Genomic DNA, 16,735 nt, shown 5'->3' on the forward strand with positions numbered 1-16,735 from the left:
CTGGTGTGGTGTGTCGCGCATGAAAAAGAGAGGCCATGGGCCTCTCTTTCCACCTTGCGGTGTAGTGCGCGCAGTGATGAACCACCGCTTTTATAGTGTGATCAATTGCCCAGATTGCGAACGGCTTCTGGCGTGAACTGGCTGGGCTTGAAGTTGTCCTTGCCCAGAATGGGGCCCTTGGGGCGTTCCTGAACCAGATTCATGCCGACATAAGAGCCTGAGCTCAGGTCGTAATAGAACGAGGTGCCTGCATGCCACTTCTTGATGTCGTAGGCATAGTAGTAGTTGATCTCGCCGTGCTGCCACAGCTGACCACGTGCATCGTAGAAGTCACCCGAGACCGCGTGGCCTGTGTCTTCGTCGATGAACATCACGCGCTTGGAGTAGACGTGGCGGTAGCCGGGCTTGAGTTTGCCTTCCAGCACCCAGACGCGGCGCAACTCATAGCGTGTGTAGGCGGGGTTGGGGTGGCCTGGCTTGAGCAGGTCGGCGTACTTGATCTGTTGATTGATGCGGAAGGTGTTCGCAGGGATGAACATCTCGCGCTTGCCCTGCATGCTCCACTCGTAGCGCTCGGAGCCACCGTTGAACAGGCGCTCGGAGTCTATGGTTACCTTGCCGCTGGTGCCGGGCGAGGGCTGGTCATAGCCGAACTCGGGCAACTGGCGCACGCGGCGCGTGCCGGGGTCGTAGTTCCAGGCAAGGCGCTTGTCGGTGCCAAAGTTCATCGGCTCGATGGAAAGGATCACGCCACCTTTTTCGCGCTCGGGCAGGATGGAAAAATTGGTCACATAGGCGTATTTGCCATCGTTGGGCTTGCCCAGGTTTTCCTTGGAGTCATAGCGGCTCATCTGGATGTAGTTGGTGCGGCCCCAGGCGATATCGCCATTGGAGCCCACCAATGCCATGTCGCGCTCCACCTCTTCGGTGCTGGCGCGGCTGGGCAGCAGGTTGTTCCACAGCAGTTCTAGGCCTGTCTTGGGGATGGGGAAGGGAATGGCTCCCATGAAACCCTTGACGCCATTGCCGTCGTTGACGACTTCGGCCTCCAGCGCATTGTGCTTGATCACGGCGCAGATTTCGTCGTCATAGCGGAAGTCGCGGTGACCCGGGTAGACGGTGATGCGCATGGAGTTGGGAAACTTCTTGAGCAGGGCCTTCTGGCCGTCGCTGAGCTTGTCGCCATACTGAGCCATATTGGCTGCCGTGATTTCAAACAGCGGCTTTTCGTTGGCGTAGATGTCGGGCTGAAACTGACCTGCCGACTTGGTGAACTTCACGCCGGGTGGTACGCCCAGAATCTTGCCGGTGAAAGCAGGGATGCTGCCATCGGCATTGCCAGCCTTGATGGCTCCAGTGCAGGTCAGTTCCTTGCCCAGCTTGTCGGCTTCGGCTGCAGGCACTTTGGCAATGGCCGCGCCTGCGGCCAGCAGGCTCAGCAAGAGGGCGGTGCTCAGAGTCTTTTGCTTCATCTCTCTTGTATACAGATAAGTCGGTGAAGATCATTCTTGGGATATTGGCTTAATCAAGAATCGTCTATTAAGACTAAGCAGTCTGTGCATGCCTTCATCGGTCTTGAAGCGCATAAAAAGGGCAGTACCGTTGCCGGTACTGCCCTGCGGGTCGAGATAGGAGAGGATGCTTAGCGGCTGCCGCTGACGTCCATATCCTTATAAGCCACGACCTTGCTGCCCTTGACCCATTTGTAGCCGAACCAGATGGCCAGAAACAGTGGCAGGCCGATATAGGTGGCGATGGCGCCGACCCAATCGATCTTGTCGGAGAGGAAGTTCTCGTAGTTCTGTCCCAGGGTGATGATCAGGCACAGCACAAAGGCAAAGATGGGGCCGAAGGGGAAAGCTGCGGCGCGATAGGGCAGCTTGTTGAGGTCGTAGTTCTGCGCTTCGCAGCCTTTGCGGAAGCGGTAGTGGCTGACGGCGATACCCAGCCAGGCCACAAAGCCGCACATGCCCGAGAGGTTCAGCAGCCAGATATAGACCACCTTGGGGCTGAAGATATTGGTCAGAAAGCACAGGGCCGCGATGGCTGTGGTGGCCAGCAGGGCCAGAATGGGCACGCCACGCGCGTTGACACGTGCAAAGATGCGGGGTGCCATGCCCTGGGTGGCCAGTGCATAGAGCATGCGGGTTGAGGCATACATGCCCGAGTTGCCTGCCGACAGTACCGAAGTCAGCACCACGGCATTCATCACGGCGGCTGCCCCCAGCAGGCCGGCGCGTTCAAACACCAGGGTGAAGGGGCTGACGGCGATGTCGCCCAGGTCGTTTCTCAGCAGCTTGGGATCGGTATAGGGGATCAGCAGGCCGATGATGAGGATGGCGAAGACATAGAACAGCAAGATGCGCCAGAAAACCTTGCGCACGGCACGTGGCACGTTCTTGGCGGGGTCTTCCGATTCACCGGCGGCGATACCGATCAGCTCGGTGCCCTGGAAGGAAAAGCCAACGACCATGGCCACGCCGATCAGGGCCGCAAAGCCCCCGGCGAAAGGTGCATCACCGGTGGTGAAGTTGGCGATATTGCCCCACACGCCTTCGGGTGCGCCGCCTTGCAGGATGCCGAAGATCATCATCACACCGATGGCGATGAAAACCAGCACCGTGGTGACCTTGATGGCCGCAAACCAGAACTCGGACTCGCCAAAGCCGCGGGCGGACAGGGCATTCAGGCCGAACATCAGAGCCAGGAACAGCGCACTCCAGAGCACGCCGCTGGTACCCGGAAACCAATAGGCCATGACCAACTGGGCCGCGACCAAGTCTACGGCGATGGTGACCGCCCAGTTGTACCAGTAGTTCCAGCCCAGTGCGAAGCCAAAGCCTTCGTCCACATACTTGGCGCCATAGGTGGCGAATGAGCCGGAAACCGGCATATGTGCGGCCATTTCGCCGAGGCTGGTCATCAGGAAGTAGACCATCAGGCCGACGATGACGTAGGCCAGCAGGGCGCCGCCCGGCCCAGCCTGCGAGATGGTGGCGCCCGAGGCGACAAAAAGCCCGGTGCCGATGGAGCCACCGATGGCAATCATCGACATGTGACGGGCCTTGAGGGACCGGTGCAACTGGCCGGCTTCTGCAGTGGATTCGCTCATGAATACGAAAATTTCTGGCAGGACATGACGGGGAAAACAGGCTGGCTAAGGCCTTTGTCATGGCTTGCATTATTGTGGTTCGGCACGGCCAGCACTTGGATAACAACGCGGCGTGCGCGATCGGCGATGACATGCATTGCCGTTCAGTGGGTGCAGATTGTGAGCGATTTATAAGAGGTGCGTGCGCTTCGGGTTGTCCTGAAGTGCAGCGAATCTGCTGCCGTTTATTCCAAGTATTTGTTTTGTATAGTTTTATTGCCTATGGTCGAGGCTCAATAGTTATTGTTCGCAATGCGGTGCAGGGGCAACTGGCTGCCAGATGGTGGCATGAACGCAACGGATTGAGGCAAGGCTGCAGTTGGCGTTTGCCTGGAAGACACTGGCCTATTCCAGAAAGTTTGAACGGACGCGTCCATGGGACTTGCTAGGACGGTGTCCATCCAACCTATTCGTTGAATGACCGCTGGCCCAGCACCTCGATCACATAGTCCACAAAGCAGGTGATGCGCGCAGCCAGCGCGGTATTGCGGTAGTAGACCGCGTTGATCGACTGGCGCACGTCCAGCGTCTGGCCGGCAAACAGCTGCACCAGTTGGCCGCTGCGGCGGTCCTCGCGTGTCATGAAGTCCGACAGGCAGACGATGCCGAGACCCGCCAGTGCCATGTGGCGCAGCGTTTCACCGCTGGAGGAGGCAATTGTCGGCTGGATGCGCAGGATATTGCCAGCTGCATCGCGTAGTGGCCAGTCGTTGAGCGACTCGGGCTGGGTGAAGCCCAGCAATGCGTGTTGCCCTGCATGCTGGGCGAGTTGTCCCGGCTCAGTCGGTGTGCCATGGCGCTTGAGGTAGGCGGGGCTGGCCAGAACACGGACCTGGCTGGTGCCCACGGGACGGGCGTGCAAGGTGGAGTCCTTGAGCACGCCGATGCGAAATGCCACGTCGGTGCGCTTTTCGATCAGGTCAATGATGCCTTCGTTCGAATTCAGCTCCAGTTCCACCTCGGGGTAGCGCTCGCGAAATCCGGCTATCAGCGGCACCAGCACATGCAGCATGAAGGGGGTGGCCGCATCGACCCGCAGCCGACCGGCTGGCCGCAGCCGCCTGGCCGCCATCTGCTCCTCGGCCTCATCGACCGAAGCCAGGATGGCACGGGCATGCTGGAGGAAGGTGGAGCCTTCCTCGGTCAGTTCCAGTCGGCGTGTGGTGCGGCGCAGCAATGTGGTCTGAAGCTTCTCCTCGAGCCGGCCCAATGTGCGGCTGGTGGCCGAGATCGTGAGATCCAGCAGCTCCGAAGCGGCCGTGATGGAACCGGTGTCCACGACAGCCACAAAGGCCTGCAATTCGTCGAGGGTGGTCTTCATTATTGAATTTAATTCAAGAGAATTTGTTTGATACAGGGCTTAATCTGCAAATATTAACCGAGGACACTGCAGCCATTCCTTATTCACCAATATTCCATTCGAGAAAGACTGCAATGAAACCCGCTGCTGCTTTGTCTGCCCTGGCGATCGGCGCATTTGCCATCGGCACCACCGAATTCACCCCCATGGGCCTGCTGCCCGTCATTGCCGACGGCGTGCAGGTCAGCATTCCCACGGCGGGCATGCTGGTCTCGGCCTACGCCATCGGCGTGATGGTCGGCGCGCCGATCATGACTTTGCTGTTCAGCCGCTTCGGCAAGCGCGCGGCGCTGATGGGGCTGATGGTCCTGTTCACTGTCGGCAATCTGCTGTCGGCGTTAGCGCCTGGCTACACCACGCTGCTGCTGTCGCGCTTGATCACCAGCCTCAACCATGGTGCCTTCTTCGGCATCGGTGCCGTGGTGGCGGCCAGCGTGGTACCCAAGGACAAGCAGGCCAGCGCCATCGCCATGATGTTCATGGGCCTGACCATTGCCAATATCGGTGGCGTGCCTGCGGCTACCTGGATAGGCCAGCAGGTCGGCTGGCGCGTGGCCTTCGGCGGCACGGCCGTGCTGGGCCTGGTCACCATCGCCGCGCTGTGGCTGGCCCTGCCCAAGGGCGAGCCGGGTACGCGCCCCGACGTGCGCCGTGAACTCAAGGTGCTGACCCGCCCCGAAGTGCTGCTGGCCATGGGCACCACGGTGCTGGGTGCCGGCGCCATGTTCACGCTCTACACCTATGTGGCTCCGGTGCTGGCCGAGATCACCCACGCCAGCCCCGGCTTCGTGGCCTTTGCCCTGGTGCTGATCGGCATAGGCTTCACGCTGGGCAACAGCATTGGCGGCAAGCTGGCCGACTGGTCGCTGGATGGGGCAACCAAGCTCATCCTCGGCGCGCTGGCGGTGGTCATGGCCGTGCTGCCCTTTTTGATGAGCACGCAGGTCGGTGCAGCCATCGGCCTCGTGGTCTGGGGCGCGGCTGCCTTCGGCATCGTGCCTCCGGTACAGATGCGCGTCATGCAGGCTGCTTCTCAAGCTCCCGGCCTGGCCTCATCGGTCAACGTCGGCGCCTTCAATCTGGGCAATGCCGTGGGAGCAGCCTTGGGCGGTGCCGTCATCGGCCAAGGCCTGGGCTATGCGGTCGTACCGTTGGCTGGCGCTGCCTTGGCGGCGGGTGGTCTGGGCTTGGTCTGGCTGGGCAGCAGCCGTCGCCAAAGCGCGGTGCAGGGCGCCTGAGCAAGGCTGATCAAAGGCAATCTACTCAAAGGCCAGTCCATGGGACTGGCCTTTTTTGTTTTTATGCATCAAATGGGTTGAGGGCCTTGGTGGAAAAGCGCTGGAAGCTATCAAAAAAGGACATTGAATTCAGCTGCGTGCAGCATGTATCAGCTTTTATATTTGATTTAATTTCAAAAGAATTTGTTTTATACAGGGCTTAATTTGCAAATATGAAAAGCGCAAACTTCAGTCATCGGGAAAGCAATTCCCGCCTTTCACATCAACCCAGGAGTCCTTTCATGAGCAATATCCCAACTTTCGGCGTCGGCACCTTCCGTTTGAACGGCCAGGTCGTGATCGACTCGGTGCGCAATGCACTGGACGTGGGCTACCGCGCTGTCGATACCGCACAGATCTACGGCAACGAAGCCGAAGTCGGCCAGGCGATTGCCGAGAGCAGCGTGGCACGTGGCGATCTGTTCGTCACCACCAAGATCTGGGTCGAGAACTACAGCAAGAACAAGCTGGCGGCCAGCCTGCAGGACAGCCTGAAGAAGCTGCGCACCGACTATGTGGACCTGACGCTGATCCACTGGCCCGCACCCGGCAATGGTGTCGAGTTGTCCGAGTACATGGAGGCCCTGGCCGGTGCCAAGGCCCAGGGCCTGACCCGCCAGATCGGTATCTCCAACTTCAACATCGAACTGACCAAGCAGGCCATCGCCGCCGTGGGCAAGGACCAGATCGCCACCAACCAGATCGAGCTGAGTCCCTATCTGCAAGGCCGCAAGCTGACGGCCTTCCTCAAGGAGCAGGGCATTCAGGTCACTTCCTATATGACCCTGGCCTACGGCAAGGTGCTCAAGGACCCGGTGCTGGCCCGGATCGCTGACAAGCACCAGGCCACGGTGGCGCAAGTGGCGCTGGCCTGGGCGCTGCAGCTGGGGTATGCGGTGATTCCGTCGTCGACCAAGCGCGAGAACCTGGCCGGGAATCTGCTGGCGCGCGACCTGAAGCTGGACGCCGACGACATGGCGATGATCGCTGCGCTGGAACGCAACGGCCGCGAAGTCAGCCCCGAGGGCCTGGCTCCTATCTGGGATTAAGGGAGAACCGGCAATGACTGCTTCTCTGGCTCGCTTGACGGATGGAGGCTTCAGCATCGGCATCGAAGCCCCTCTGGACAATGACTGGACGCCTGCGGGCGACCAGGCGCGGCGCGAGGCTGGCCGCCTGCCCGGCGAGCCGGACCTGCGCCGCCACGCCGAACTGGCCCAACTGGCCGACCGCCTTGGTTTTCGCGCCCTGTGGGTGCGGGACGTGCCGTTGTACGACCCGTCCTTCGGCGATGCGGCCCAGGTGTTCGAGGTGTTCTCCTATCTGGGCTACCTGGCTGGTGTCACGCAGAATATTCTGCTGGGCACGGCCGCTGTGGTGCTGCCCATCCGTGAGCCGCTCCTCACGCTCAAGTCGGCTGCCACCGTGCAGCGCCTGAGCGGCAATCGCCTGCTGCTGGGTGTGGCCAGCGGCGACCGCCCGGTGGAGTACCCGCTGTTCGGTCGCGACTTCGAGGGCCGTGGCGCGAACTTCCGTGAGCAGGTGGAGCTGCTGCGCGAAGGTGCGCAGGCCCGCTTGCCGGGCGGACTTGATGTGCTGCCGCACATGGAGTCGCCCTTGCCGTTGCTGGTGGCCGGCCTGGCTCAGCAAACCCCCAACTGGGTGGCTGAAAACATGGACGGCTGTCTGGCCTACCCGGGCAGGCCCGAGGACCATGCACGCCGCGTGGCCGCATGGCGCGCCGTGGCGGTTGACAAGCCACACACCAAGCCGTATGTCAGCTTCATCCATCTGGACTTGACCGAAAACGCCGATGAGCCGCTGCAACGCTGGCGCTTCGGCATGCGCGGCGGCCGCAAGGCCCTGATCGAAGAGCTGCAGGCGCTGCGTGCAGCCGGTGTCGATCACGTCGGCCTGCACTTGCGCCGCAACCAGCGCCCGCTGGACGAGACCTTCCATGAGCTCGCCGAGCATGTGCTGCCCATTTTTCATCGTTCATCGGCCAAGGTGACTGCACCAGCCGAGGAGACTTGCAATGTCTGATACCCAAGATTTCCTGTTCAAACCGTACTCCATGGGTGGCCTGGAACTGCCCAACCGTATCGTCATGCCCCCGATGACGCGCTCGCGCGCCAGCCAGCCCGGCGACGTGCCCAGCGCCTTGATGGCCGAGTACTACGCCCAGCGCGCCAGTGCCGGCCTCATCATCAGCGAAGGCACCTGGATCTCGCCACTGGGCAAAGGCTATGCCTGGACGCCCGGCATCCACACCGCGGAGCAAGTCGCTGGCTGGCGCCTGGTGACCGATGCCGTGCATGCCGCAGGTGGCCGCATCTTCGCCCAGCTCTGGCATGTGGGCCGTTTGAGCCATACCAGCCTGCTGGGCGGCCAGCGGCCGGTGTCGTCATCGGCCATCCAGGCCCAGGGCGTGAACGTGTTCGTGGCCGATGCCGACGGCAAGCCCGGCTTTGCCCAAGCCTCCATGCCGCGCGCTTTGAGCGTCGACGAAATCCATGCCATCGTCGATGACTACCGCCAGGCCGCACGCAATGCGATGGAAGCCGGCTTTGACGGTGTCGAGCTGCACGCCGCCAACGGCTATCTGCTCAACCAGTTTATCGACTCCAACGCCAACAACCGCACTGATGAATACGGTGGCGTACTGGCAAACCGCCTGCGCTTCCTGGGCGAAGTGACCCATGCGCTGGTCGAAGGCACGGGCGATGCCGGCCGAGTCGGCATCCGCCTGGCGCCGCTGACCACACTCAACGGCTGCGAGGACGCGGACCCCGAAACCACCTATCTCGGCGCTGCCAAGCTGCTGGCCGACATCGGCGTGGGCTACATCCACATCGCCGAGGCCGACTGGGAGCAGGCTCCGCACATGCCGGTCGAGTTCAAGCAGCGCCTACGTGAGTCCTTCCCCGGCACCATGATCTACGCCGGTGCCTATACGGCAGAGCGCGCCCGCGAGGCCGTGGCGCAGGGCTGGGCCGACCTGGTCGGCTTTGGCCGCCCCTTTGTCGCCAATCCCGACCTGCCAGAGCGCCTGCGCATCGGTGCGCCGCTGGCCCTGCATGAGCGCGAAACGCTGTTCGGCGGCGGCGAGCGCGGCCTGACCGACTATCCCGCGCTGGCAACTGAATCCGCAGAGGCCTGAACCATGAGCAATATGACTTCCACCACCGCCCCCAGGCGCATTTCCGCGCCCACGGCCATCGGCTTTGGCACGGCACCACTGGGCAATATGTACCGCAACATTCCTGAGCAGGAGGCGCTGGAGACAGTCGATTCGGCCTGGCAGCAAGGCATACGCTATTTCGATGCCGCACCGCTGTACGGTGCGGGCCTTGCAGAGATGAGACTGGGCGAAGCGCTGCAGCACCATCCTCGCAATGAATACGTGCTGACCACCAAGGTGGGCCGCCTGGTTCTGGACGAGCTGGAAGACACCACTACCCGCGACCTGGGCGAAAAAGGGGGGCTGTTTGAGTTTGGCCGCCCCAACAAAATTGTCTACGACTACACGGCCGACGGCACCATGCGTGGCATTGAAGCCAGCCTCAAGCGCCTGAAGACCGACCGCATCGACCATGTCTTCATCCACGACCCGGCCGTCGATTTCCACGGCGACCGCTGGAAGGAGGTTTTCCAGGTGGCCATGGACGGCGCAGCCAAGGCCTTGACCCGCCTGCGCGAGCAGGGCGTGATCAAGGGCTGGGGCCTGGGCGTGAACCGCGTCGAGCCCTGCGAGATGGCGCTGGAGCAGTCCGATCCCGACGGCTTTCTGCTGGCGGGCCGCTACACGCTGCTTGACCACGCCGATGCACTGCGCAAGCTGATGCCGGCCAGCCTGGAGCGTGGCGTGGGCATCGTGGTCGGTGGCCCATACAACTCCGGTGTCCTGGCCGGGGGCGCGCACTACGAGTACCAGGAGGCCACGCCGGAAGTCCTGGCTCGCGTCGAGCGGCTGCGCGAGCTGTGTGCCGAGCACCGGGTGGATATCCGCGCGGCGGCGCTGCAGTTCTCCCTGGCCCACCCGGCTGTGATCGCCGCCATTCCTGGCGCCAGCCGGCCCGAACGCATTGCCGAGAACCTGGCGCTGGCCAAGGCTCCGATTCCTGCAGGGTTCTGGAGCGCGCTGCGCGAGCAGGGCCTGGTATCTGCCGACGCGCCCTTGCCTGTTTAAGCCACGAAGCACCACCTGTCCTGAAAAGGACAGGTGGTGCTGCCCATCTCTCTCTCCTGCGATCGATCATGAGTTCCACGAACGTTCACCAGCCGCCGTTTGCCGGCCGCAGCTTTCGCGTCGACTACGACGGCCTCTCGGCACACAACATCTATTCGGAAGACGGCACGACGATCCGCTACGCCATCGTCTCCGGCCCTTATGCCGGAGCCAGCGGCGAGGCGCACTGCCAGTGGCAGCAGGTCGGCGAGGGCGTCTATGCAATCTCGTGGCAGGAGGCAGGCGGTGCCACGGTCGTGCATATCGACGACTTCATCCGGGGCCGCTCGCAGGCGTTCTTCACGGCTGCCGACCTGAGCTTTCACCGCATGCAGGGGCCGCTGACGGAGCTGGCCCGTCTCTAGCCCTGAGACAACTGTCACACCTACCACAGCCCGATGCGACACCTGTCGCATCGGGCTGTTGCATTTGTCGCAGGCGCCCGGGGTGAGACAGCCCGGTTTCGCCGGCTGCCAGGGTAGGGCGATCCCGAAATCCGGGCTGGCATGCCGGAATTTCCTGGGATTTACCCGTACTGGTGGGTGATGGCACGGCGGTTGGCACACCGCTTGCGCTGAAGGGTGCGTGGACGCGATGGCGTGCATGCAGGGCCCGGCCGGTGCAACCGGCGGGCCGCAACCCAACGACAGACGGAGACATCACCATGAATCCAAGCACCGAGCGCAAGCTGTGGATGTACGAGAAGATGATCGAGATCCGGGAATACGAAGAGACCATGGCCCGGGTCTACATGGAAGGCAAGCTGCCGCCGCATATCCAGAAAGGCCTGGCCTTCGACATCGGTTCCGGCCCCGTGCCGGGCGAGATGCACCTGGCCGCGGGGCAGGAGCCCGTGGCGGTGGGCGTATGCGCCCACCTGCATGACGACGACACCGTGGTCGGCTCGCACCGCCCGCACCACTTCGCCATCGCCAAGGGCGTGCCGCTCAATCCGATGACGGCCGAGATGTTCGGCAAGGACACCGGGCTGGGGCGCGGCAAGGGCGGGCACATGCACCTGTTCGATCCGGCGCACAAGTTCAGCTGCAGCGGCATCATCGGCGCCAGCATGCCGCCGGCCTGCGGCGCGGCGCTGGCCGCCAAGAAGCGCGGCAAGGACTGGGTGGCCGTGGCCTTCTTCGGCGAGGGAGCTACCAACCAGGGCGCCTTCCACGAGTCGATGAACCTGGCCGCGCTGTGGAAGCTGCCGGTGCTCTTTGTCTGCGAGGACAACAAGTACGCGATCTCGGTGGAAAAGAGCGAGTCCACCTCGGTGGCCTGGAATGCCGACCGCGCCGCCGCCTACGGCATGCCCGGCGTGCTGGTGGACCAGAACGATGCGCTCGCGGTCTACGAGGCCGCCGGCGTGGCCATAGCGCGCGCGCGCCGCGGCGAGGGGCCGACGCTGATCGAGGTCAAGACCGACCGCTACCTGGGCCACTTCCAGGGCGACCCCGAGACCTACCGTCCCAAGGGCGAAGCAGCCGAGCTGCGCAAGAACGACCCGATCCCGCGCCTGGCCGAGCATCTGCGCCGCGCCGGCCTGCTCGACGACGCGGCCGACCAGGCGCTGCGCCAGCGTGTCAACGCGCGCATCACCGAGGCCTACGAGTACGGCCGCAGCAGCCCGTACCCCAAGCCCGAGGACGCGCTGCTGCACGTCTTCTGCTAACGCCCCACGAACTTCGGAGACCCAGCATGACAACCCGCAAATTGACCATGGCCCAGGCCGTGTCGGAGGCCATCGGCCAGGAAATCGAGCGCGATCCCAATGTCTTCGTGATGGGCGAGGACATCGGCAAGTACGGCGGCATCTTCGGCGCCACCGGCGGCCTGCTGGCCAAGCACGGCAAGGACCGCATCATGGACACGCCGATCTCGGAAACCGCCTTCATCGGCACCGCCATCGGCGCGGCGGCCGAGGGCATGCGCCCCATCGCCGAGATCATGTTCGTCGACTTCTTCGGCGTGTGCATGGACATGATCTACAACCACATGGCCAAGAACATCTACATGGCCGGCGGCAACATCAAGATGCCTATGGTGCTGATGGCGGGCATAGGCGGCGGCTACAACGACGCGGCCCAGCACTCGCAGTGCCTGTACGGCACCTTTGCCCACATGCCGGGCATGAAGGTGGTGGTGCCGTCCAACGCCTATGACGCCAAGGGCCTGATGACCCAGGCCATCCGCGACGACAACCCGGTGGTGTTCCTGTTCCACAAGGGCATCATGGGCCTGCCGTGGATGTCGTACTTCGAGGGCAGCACCAACGAAGTGCCCGAGGAGCAATACACCATCCCCTTCGGCCAGGCCAAGGTCGTGCGCGAGGGCGCCGACGTGACCATCGTCACGCTGAGCCAGATGGTGCAGAAGACCGTGCTGGCCGCGCAAAAGCTCGCCGATGCAGGCATAGACGCCGAGGTGATCGACCTGCGCACCATCGTGCCGCTGGACCGCGAGGCGGTGCTCAGGTCGGTGCGCAAGACCGGCCGCCTGCTGGTGGCCGACGAGGACTACCTGAGCTTCGGCCTGTCGGGCGAGATCGCCGCGCTGGTGGCCGAGAACCTCGACAGCGTGCGCCTCAAGGCCCCCGTGCGGCGCCTGGCCGTGCCCGACGTGCCCATTCCCTTCAGCCGCCCGCTGGAGCAGTTCGTCATTCCCCAGGTCGACGCCATCGTTGCCGCCGCGCAGCAGCTCGTCGCCGCACCGCAACTCGAAGGAGCCCTCGCATGAGCACCGACATCATTCTTCCGCAAGACGCCTGGCAGGACGTGGAGCCCGGCACCGAGGCCCTGGTCGAGGACTGGCTGGTGCAGGTGGGCGACAGCGTCAAGGCCGGCCAGCCGCTGGCCAGCGTGGTCGTGGTCAAGTCCAGCCACGAGGTGCTGGCGCCCGCCGATGGCGTGGTCGAGTCCATCCTCGTGCCGGCCGAAGGCACCTTCAAGCCCGGCCAAAGCTTGGGCACGCTGGCATGAGCACCGCCGCCGCCACTGTTGCTGCTGAAGCCGGCGTTGCCAACGCCAGCGCTTCGGGCATCCCGCTCAAGGGCCTGCGCGGCGCCATCGCGCGCAACATGGCCGTGGGCTGGCAGGCGCCGCGCGTGGCCATGGGCGTGGATGTCGATGTCTCGGCCTGCCAGGCCTGGCTGCGGGCGCACCCGATGGCGGAGGGCGGGGCCAAGCCCACCATCACCGCCTGTGTGCTGCGCGCCACCGCGCTGGCGCTGGCCGGGCACCCGCGCATGAACGCGTTGCTCAAGGACAACGTCATCGAGTGCCAGGGCGCCGTGAACCTGGGCCTGGCCGTGGCGCTGGACGAGGGGCTGATGGTGCCGGTGATCCGCGATGCCGAGACCAAGCCAGTGGCGCAGCTCGCGCAGGAAACGCGCGAGCTGGCGGCCGGCGCCCGCGCCGGCCAGCTGTCGCCCAAAGCCTACCAGGGCGCGACCTTCACGGTCACCAACCTGGGCATGACCGGCATCGACTGGTTCACCCCGGTGCTGAACGCGCCGCAGGTGGGGATCCTGGGCGTGAGCAGCGTGCGCGAACGCGCCGTGGTGCGGGACGGAAAGCTGGGCATCGCCGCGATGACGACGCTGACCCTGGTGTTCGACCACCGGGCCATCGACGGTTACCCGGCCGCGCAGTTCCTGCAGGCCGTCAAGGCCCACCTCGAAGCCCCCGATTCGCTGTAAGGCCCGCCATGACTGCATCCCTCCCATCGTTGACACCGCCCGAGGCCGTGCGCGAGCAGCTGTGGAACGAGCAGCAGCTTGCCCAGCCGGTGGCGGTGCCCGGATTTCGCCTCTGGCGCTACCGGGAGCCGGCCATCGTGCTCGGCTGCTCGCAGCGCAGGCTGCTGGCGCAGGCGGATGGTTCCGTGCCGGTGCTGCTGCGCCAGTCCGGCGGCGGCGCGGTGCTGACCGGGCCGTGGATGCTGGGCCTGTCGGTGGCGCTGCCGCCGGACCACCCGCTGGCCTGCCAGGGCCTGGTCGCCAGCTACCGCTGGCTGGGCGAGGCCATGGCCCAGGCGCTGCAGCAGGGCGGCGTGGACGCCCAGGCCCTGGCGCCCGAGGTGCTGCGCGCCATGCCGGCCGAGCGGCGCACGGCGGTGGCCTGGGCCTGCTTTGGCGGCCTGTCGCCCTGGGAGGTGCTGGCCGGCGTCCGCAAGATCGCCGGCCTGGCCCAGGTGCGCCGCGCCCACGGCGTGCTGCTGGTTGGTGGCGTGCTGCTGCAGCCATCGCCCTGGCAACTGATGTGCGAGGCCCTGGGCTGCGCGGCGGCCGATGCCCAGGTCCTGGCCGCCACCACCATCGGCGCCGGGGAAGCCATTGCGCATTTCGATGCCCATGCCTGTGCCTCGCGGCTGGAACAGGTGCTGGCCGCGACCCTGGAGCCGCAGGCCTGTCCCCCCTGAACATGAACTTCAAACCCTGGCCGCGGCCGGCGGCCAACCCGCATTGATTCCATCGAGACAGCAATCACAACACGAAGGAGACGACGATGAACCACCCGAAAGACGATTCAGTCCCCGGCACCATGCGCGTGCTGGACAAGCGGCCCACGCTGCAGAGGCGCAGCTTTCTGCGCGGCGGCGGCCTGGGAGCCATCGGCATCGCGGTCATTCCCGCAGCCAGCCTCGCGGCCGCCAAGGATGTGGCGGCCCGGCAGAGCTTTCGCCACCTGGGTGCGGCGACCGGCAAGACCCTGGTGCGCATGGCGCGCGATATCTACCCGCACGACAAGCTGGCCGAGAGCTTCTACGTCGAGGCCGTGGCGCCGTACGACGCGGCGTCCGTGAAGGACAAGGGCGTGAAAAAGCTGCTGACCGAGGGCATCAAGGACCTGGACCAGCGTGCCACACAGCGCTACGGCGTGCCTTATGCCGAGGTGAAGACCGAGGACGAGCGCGTGGCCCTGCTCAAGGACATCGAGGCCATGCCGTTCTTCAAGAAGGTGCAGGGCGACCTGGTCACCGGCCTCTACAACAACAAGAAGCTGTGGCCGCTGTTCGGCTACGAGGGTTCGTCCTGGGAAAAGGGCGGCTATGTGAACCGCGGCTTCGATGACATCGACTGGCTCTGAGCGCCGGCACAACGACAAGGAGACAAGCATCATGACCGATCAGGCAAAGTTCTCTCTCAACGACGACAGCGTCGTCGTGATCGTGGGCTCGGGCGCGGGCGGAGGCACACTGGCCAACGAACTGGCGCAGCGCGGCGTCAAGTGCGTGGTTCTGGAGGCGGGCAAGCACTACACGCAGGCCGACTTCGAGAACGACGAATGGGCGATGTTCAACAAGATCTCGTGGCTGGACAAGCGCGTCTCGGCCGGCGGCTGGCACCACACACAGACCTATCCGAACCTGCCGGCCTGGATCGTCAAGGGCGTGGGCGGCTCCACGGTGCACTGGTCCGGCGTGGCCCTGCGTTTCCAGGAGCATGACTTCCACACCAGGACCACCTACGGTGCTATCGACGGGGCCAACGTGCTTGACTGGCCGATCACGCTGGCCGAGCTGTCGCCGTACTACGAGCTGGCGGAGAAGAAGATGGGCGTGGCCGGCACCAAGGCCAGCGGCCTGCCGCCCATGCCGCCGAACAACCACTACAAGGTGATCGATGCCGGTGCCCGCAAGGTGGGTTACAAGAACATCGTGCGTCCGGCCGCATCGAACAGCCAGGTCTATGACGGGCGGCCCGCCTGCCAGCAGATCGGCTTTTGCATGCAGGGCTGCAAGATCGGCGCCAAGTGGTCCACCCTCTACACCGAGGTGCCGCGCGCCCAGGCCACGGGCAAGGTCGAGCTGCGGCCCGAGTCCATGGTGCTGCAGATCCAGCACGACAAGCAGGGCCGCGCCAACGGCGTGCTCTACGTGGACGGCAAGGGCCGCAAGCAGCTGCAGAAGGCGCGCGTGGTCTGCGTGGCGGGCAACTCCATCGAGTCGCCGCGGCTGCTGTTGAATTCGGCCTCCAGCATGTTCACCAACGGCCTGGCCAACTCCTCGGGCCAGGTGGGCAGGAACTACATGAACCACGCCACGGCCGCGGCCGTGGCCATCCACAAGAAGCCGGTCTACATGTACCGCGGTTTCGACATCGCGGCCGTGGTGGCCGACGAGGTGCCTCTGGACACCAGGCGCGGCTTTGTCGGCGGCTACTACCTCGAGGGGCTGGCCATCCACCTGCCGTACACGGCGGCGTTCATGAAGCCCGGCGGCTGGGGCCGCGACTTCACCTCGGCCATGGAGATGTACGACCATATGAGCTGCGTCTGGGTCTGCGGCGAGGACCTGGCGCGCGAGCAGAACTCCATCATGCTGCACCCCACGGAAAAGGACCAGTACGGCCTGCCCGTGCCCATCGTGACCAAGACCTACCACGCCAACGACGACAGGATCACCGCCCACGGCCTGGTGCAATGGCGCAAGCTGTCCGAAGCCGTGGGCGCCACGCGGGTGATCGACATGCCGGCCTATCCGGCCAGCCACAACATGGGCACCAACCGCATGAGCGCCAAGGCCAGCGACGGCGTGGTCAACAAGTGGGGCCAGGCGCACGATGTGAAGAATCTCTTCATCTCGGACGGCAGCCAGTTCACCTCCAGCTCGGCGGCCAACCCCACGCTGACCATCGTGGCGCTGGCGATCCGGCAGGCCGAGTACATCGCCGGGGCCATGCAGCGGCGGGAGCTGTAAGCGGAGGCCGGGCATGGAGC

16 protein-coding genes are annotated in these 16,735 nt (G+C 64.4%); 13 read left to right on the top strand and 3 right to left on the bottom strand.

Annotation, left to right across the window (positions count from 1 at the left end):
- Positions 1 to 101: 101 nt before the first annotated feature.
- From QMY55_RS10985 to QMY55_RS10995, 3 genes are all read right to left on the bottom strand, one after another.
- Positions 102 to 1,472 (bottom strand): DUF1329 domain-containing protein, encoded by a 1,371-nt coding sequence (locus tag QMY55_RS10985; protein WP_283488621.1) that lies wholly within the window; start codon positions 1,470 to 1,472, stop codon positions 102 to 104.
- A 170-nt stretch (positions 1,473 to 1,642) separates the two neighbouring features.
- On the bottom strand, positions 1,643 to 3,112 hold the full coding sequence (locus QMY55_RS10990; protein WP_283488622.1) for an amino acid permease: 1,470 nt from the start codon (positions 3,110 to 3,112) through the stop codon (positions 1,643 to 1,645).
- Between the two features lie 445 nt (positions 3,113 to 3,557).
- Complete coding sequence (locus QMY55_RS10995) at positions 3,558 to 4,472, bottom strand: LysR family transcriptional regulator (protein ID WP_283488623.1); 915 nt, start codon at positions 4,470 to 4,472, stop codon at positions 3,558 to 3,560.
- Between the two features lie 113 nt (positions 4,473 to 4,585).
- Here QMY55_RS10995 and QMY55_RS11000 point away from each other — a divergent pair, with 113 nt between their 5' ends.
- The 13 genes from QMY55_RS11000 to QMY55_RS11060 all read left to right on the top strand — a co-directional run bounded on the left by QMY55_RS11000 (position 4,586) and on the right by QMY55_RS11060 (position 16,715).
- On the top strand, positions 4,586 to 5,749 hold the full coding sequence (locus tag QMY55_RS11000; RefSeq protein ID WP_283488624.1) for an MFS transporter: 1,164 nt from the start codon (positions 4,586 to 4,588) through the stop codon (positions 5,747 to 5,749).
- A 281-nt stretch (positions 5,750 to 6,030) separates the two neighbouring features.
- On the top strand, positions 6,031 to 6,837 hold the full coding sequence (dkgB, locus tag QMY55_RS11005) for a 2,5-didehydrogluconate reductase DkgB (RefSeq protein ID WP_283488625.1): 807 nt from the start codon (positions 6,031 to 6,033) through the stop codon (positions 6,835 to 6,837).
- 13 nt (positions 6,838 to 6,850) lie between these two features.
- Positions 6,851 to 7,831 carry an LLM class oxidoreductase gene (locus QMY55_RS11010; RefSeq protein ID WP_283488626.1) on the top strand — a complete coding sequence of 327 codons (981 nt, stop codon included), beginning with the start codon at positions 6,851 to 6,853 and terminating at the stop codon, positions 7,829 to 7,831.
- Positions 7,824 to 8,948, top strand: coding sequence for an alkene reductase (locus QMY55_RS11015; protein ID WP_283488627.1), 1,125 nt, complete (start codon positions 7,824 to 7,826; stop codon positions 8,946 to 8,948). Before QMY55_RS11010 ends, QMY55_RS11015 begins: the two co-directional genes overlap by 8 nt.
- Before the next feature lie 3 nt (positions 8,949 to 8,951).
- Positions 8,952 to 9,977, top strand: a complete 1,026-nt coding sequence (locus tag QMY55_RS11020) for an aldo/keto reductase (RefSeq protein ID WP_283488628.1) — start codon at positions 8,952 to 8,954, stop codon at positions 9,975 to 9,977.
- Between the two features lie 68 nt (positions 9,978 to 10,045).
- Positions 10,046 to 10,381 carry a MoaF-related domain-containing protein gene (locus tag QMY55_RS11025; protein ID WP_283488629.1) on the top strand — a complete coding sequence of 112 codons (336 nt, stop codon included), beginning with the start codon at positions 10,046 to 10,048 and terminating at the stop codon, positions 10,379 to 10,381.
- Positions 10,382 to 10,680: 299 nt separating this feature from the next.
- Positions 10,681 to 11,688, top strand: coding sequence for a thiamine pyrophosphate-dependent dehydrogenase E1 component subunit alpha (locus QMY55_RS11030; RefSeq protein ID WP_283488630.1), 1,008 nt, complete (start codon positions 10,681 to 10,683; stop codon positions 11,686 to 11,688).
- A 26-nt stretch (positions 11,689 to 11,714) separates the two neighbouring features.
- The gene (locus tag QMY55_RS11035) at positions 11,715 to 12,752 is read left to right on the top strand and encodes an alpha-ketoacid dehydrogenase subunit beta (protein ID WP_283488631.1); all 1,038 of its coding nucleotides are present in this window, start codon (positions 11,715 to 11,717) and stop codon (positions 12,750 to 12,752) included.
- Positions 12,749 to 12,994, top strand: a complete 246-nt coding sequence (locus tag QMY55_RS11040; RefSeq protein ID WP_283488632.1) for a lipoyl domain-containing protein — start codon at positions 12,749 to 12,751, stop codon at positions 12,992 to 12,994. The genes QMY55_RS11035 and QMY55_RS11040 overlap by 4 nt, the downstream gene beginning before the upstream one ends.
- The gene (locus QMY55_RS11045) at positions 12,991 to 13,713 is read left to right on the top strand and encodes a dihydrolipoamide acetyltransferase family protein (protein ID WP_283488633.1); all 723 of its coding nucleotides are present in this window, start codon (positions 12,991 to 12,993) and stop codon (positions 13,711 to 13,713) included. Before QMY55_RS11040 ends, QMY55_RS11045 begins: the two co-directional genes overlap by 4 nt.
- Before the next feature lie 8 nt (positions 13,714 to 13,721).
- Positions 13,722 to 14,435 (top strand): lipoate--protein ligase family protein, encoded by a 714-nt coding sequence (locus tag QMY55_RS11050; RefSeq protein ID WP_283488634.1) that lies wholly within the window; start codon positions 13,722 to 13,724, stop codon positions 14,433 to 14,435.
- An 86-nt stretch (positions 14,436 to 14,521) separates the two neighbouring features.
- Positions 14,522 to 15,103: a gluconate 2-dehydrogenase subunit 3 family protein gene (locus tag QMY55_RS11055; protein WP_283488635.1), complete on the top strand. Its 582-nt coding sequence runs from the start codon at positions 14,522 to 14,524 to the stop codon at positions 15,101 to 15,103.
- Between the two features lie 31 nt (positions 15,104 to 15,134).
- Positions 15,135 to 16,715: a GMC family oxidoreductase gene (locus tag QMY55_RS11060; RefSeq protein WP_283488636.1), complete on the top strand. Its 1,581-nt coding sequence runs from the start codon at positions 15,135 to 15,137 to the stop codon at positions 16,713 to 16,715.
- Positions 16,716 to 16,735: the final 20 nt, after the last annotated feature.

It is taken from the genome of Comamonas resistens, assembly GCF_030064165.1.
GTDB lineage: Bacteria > Pseudomonadota > Gammaproteobacteria > Burkholderiales > Burkholderiaceae_C > Comamonas > Comamonas resistens.

What these genes read in the sequence shown, in the direction of transcription:
- QMY55_RS10985 (WP_283488621.1), bottom strand. Translation starts at nt 1,472, where the DNA reads ATGAAGCAAAAGACTCTGAGCACCGCCCTCTTGCTGAGCCTGCTGGCC.
- QMY55_RS10990 (WP_283488622.1), bottom strand. Translation starts at nt 3,112, where the DNA reads ATGAGCGAATCCACTGCAGAAGCCGGCCAGTTGCACCGGTCCCTCAAG.
- QMY55_RS10995 (WP_283488623.1), bottom strand. Translation starts at nt 4,472, where the DNA reads ATGAAGACCACCCTCGACGAATTGCAGGCCTTTGTGGCTGTCGTGGAC.
- QMY55_RS11000 (WP_283488624.1), top strand. Translation starts at nt 4,586, where the DNA reads ATGAAACCCGCTGCTGCTTTGTCTGCCCTGGCGATCGGCGCATTTGCC.
- dkgB (WP_283488625.1), top strand. Translation starts at nt 6,031, where the DNA reads ATGAGCAATATCCCAACTTTCGGCGTCGGCACCTTCCGTTTGAACGGC.
- QMY55_RS11010 (WP_283488626.1), top strand. Translation starts at nt 6,851, where the DNA reads ATGACTGCTTCTCTGGCTCGCTTGACGGATGGAGGCTTCAGCATCGGC.
- QMY55_RS11015 (WP_283488627.1), top strand. Translation starts at nt 7,824, where the DNA reads ATGTCTGATACCCAAGATTTCCTGTTCAAACCGTACTCCATGGGTGGC.
- QMY55_RS11020 (WP_283488628.1), top strand. Translation starts at nt 8,952, where the DNA reads ATGAGCAATATGACTTCCACCACCGCCCCCAGGCGCATTTCCGCGCCC.
- QMY55_RS11025 (WP_283488629.1), top strand. Translation starts at nt 10,046, where the DNA reads ATGAGTTCCACGAACGTTCACCAGCCGCCGTTTGCCGGCCGCAGCTTT.
- QMY55_RS11030 (WP_283488630.1), top strand. Translation starts at nt 10,681, where the DNA reads ATGAATCCAAGCACCGAGCGCAAGCTGTGGATGTACGAGAAGATGATC.
- QMY55_RS11035 (WP_283488631.1), top strand. Translation starts at nt 11,715, where the DNA reads ATGACAACCCGCAAATTGACCATGGCCCAGGCCGTGTCGGAGGCCATC.
- QMY55_RS11040 (WP_283488632.1), top strand. Translation starts at nt 12,749, where the DNA reads ATGAGCACCGACATCATTCTTCCGCAAGACGCCTGGCAGGACGTGGAG.
- QMY55_RS11045 (WP_283488633.1), top strand. Translation starts at nt 12,991, where the DNA reads ATGAGCACCGCCGCCGCCACTGTTGCTGCTGAAGCCGGCGTTGCCAAC.
- QMY55_RS11050 (WP_283488634.1), top strand. Translation starts at nt 13,722, where the DNA reads ATGACTGCATCCCTCCCATCGTTGACACCGCCCGAGGCCGTGCGCGAG.
- QMY55_RS11055 (WP_283488635.1), top strand. Translation starts at nt 14,522, where the DNA reads ATGAACCACCCGAAAGACGATTCAGTCCCCGGCACCATGCGCGTGCTG.
- QMY55_RS11060 (WP_283488636.1), top strand. Translation starts at nt 15,135, where the DNA reads ATGACCGATCAGGCAAAGTTCTCTCTCAACGACGACAGCGTCGTCGTG.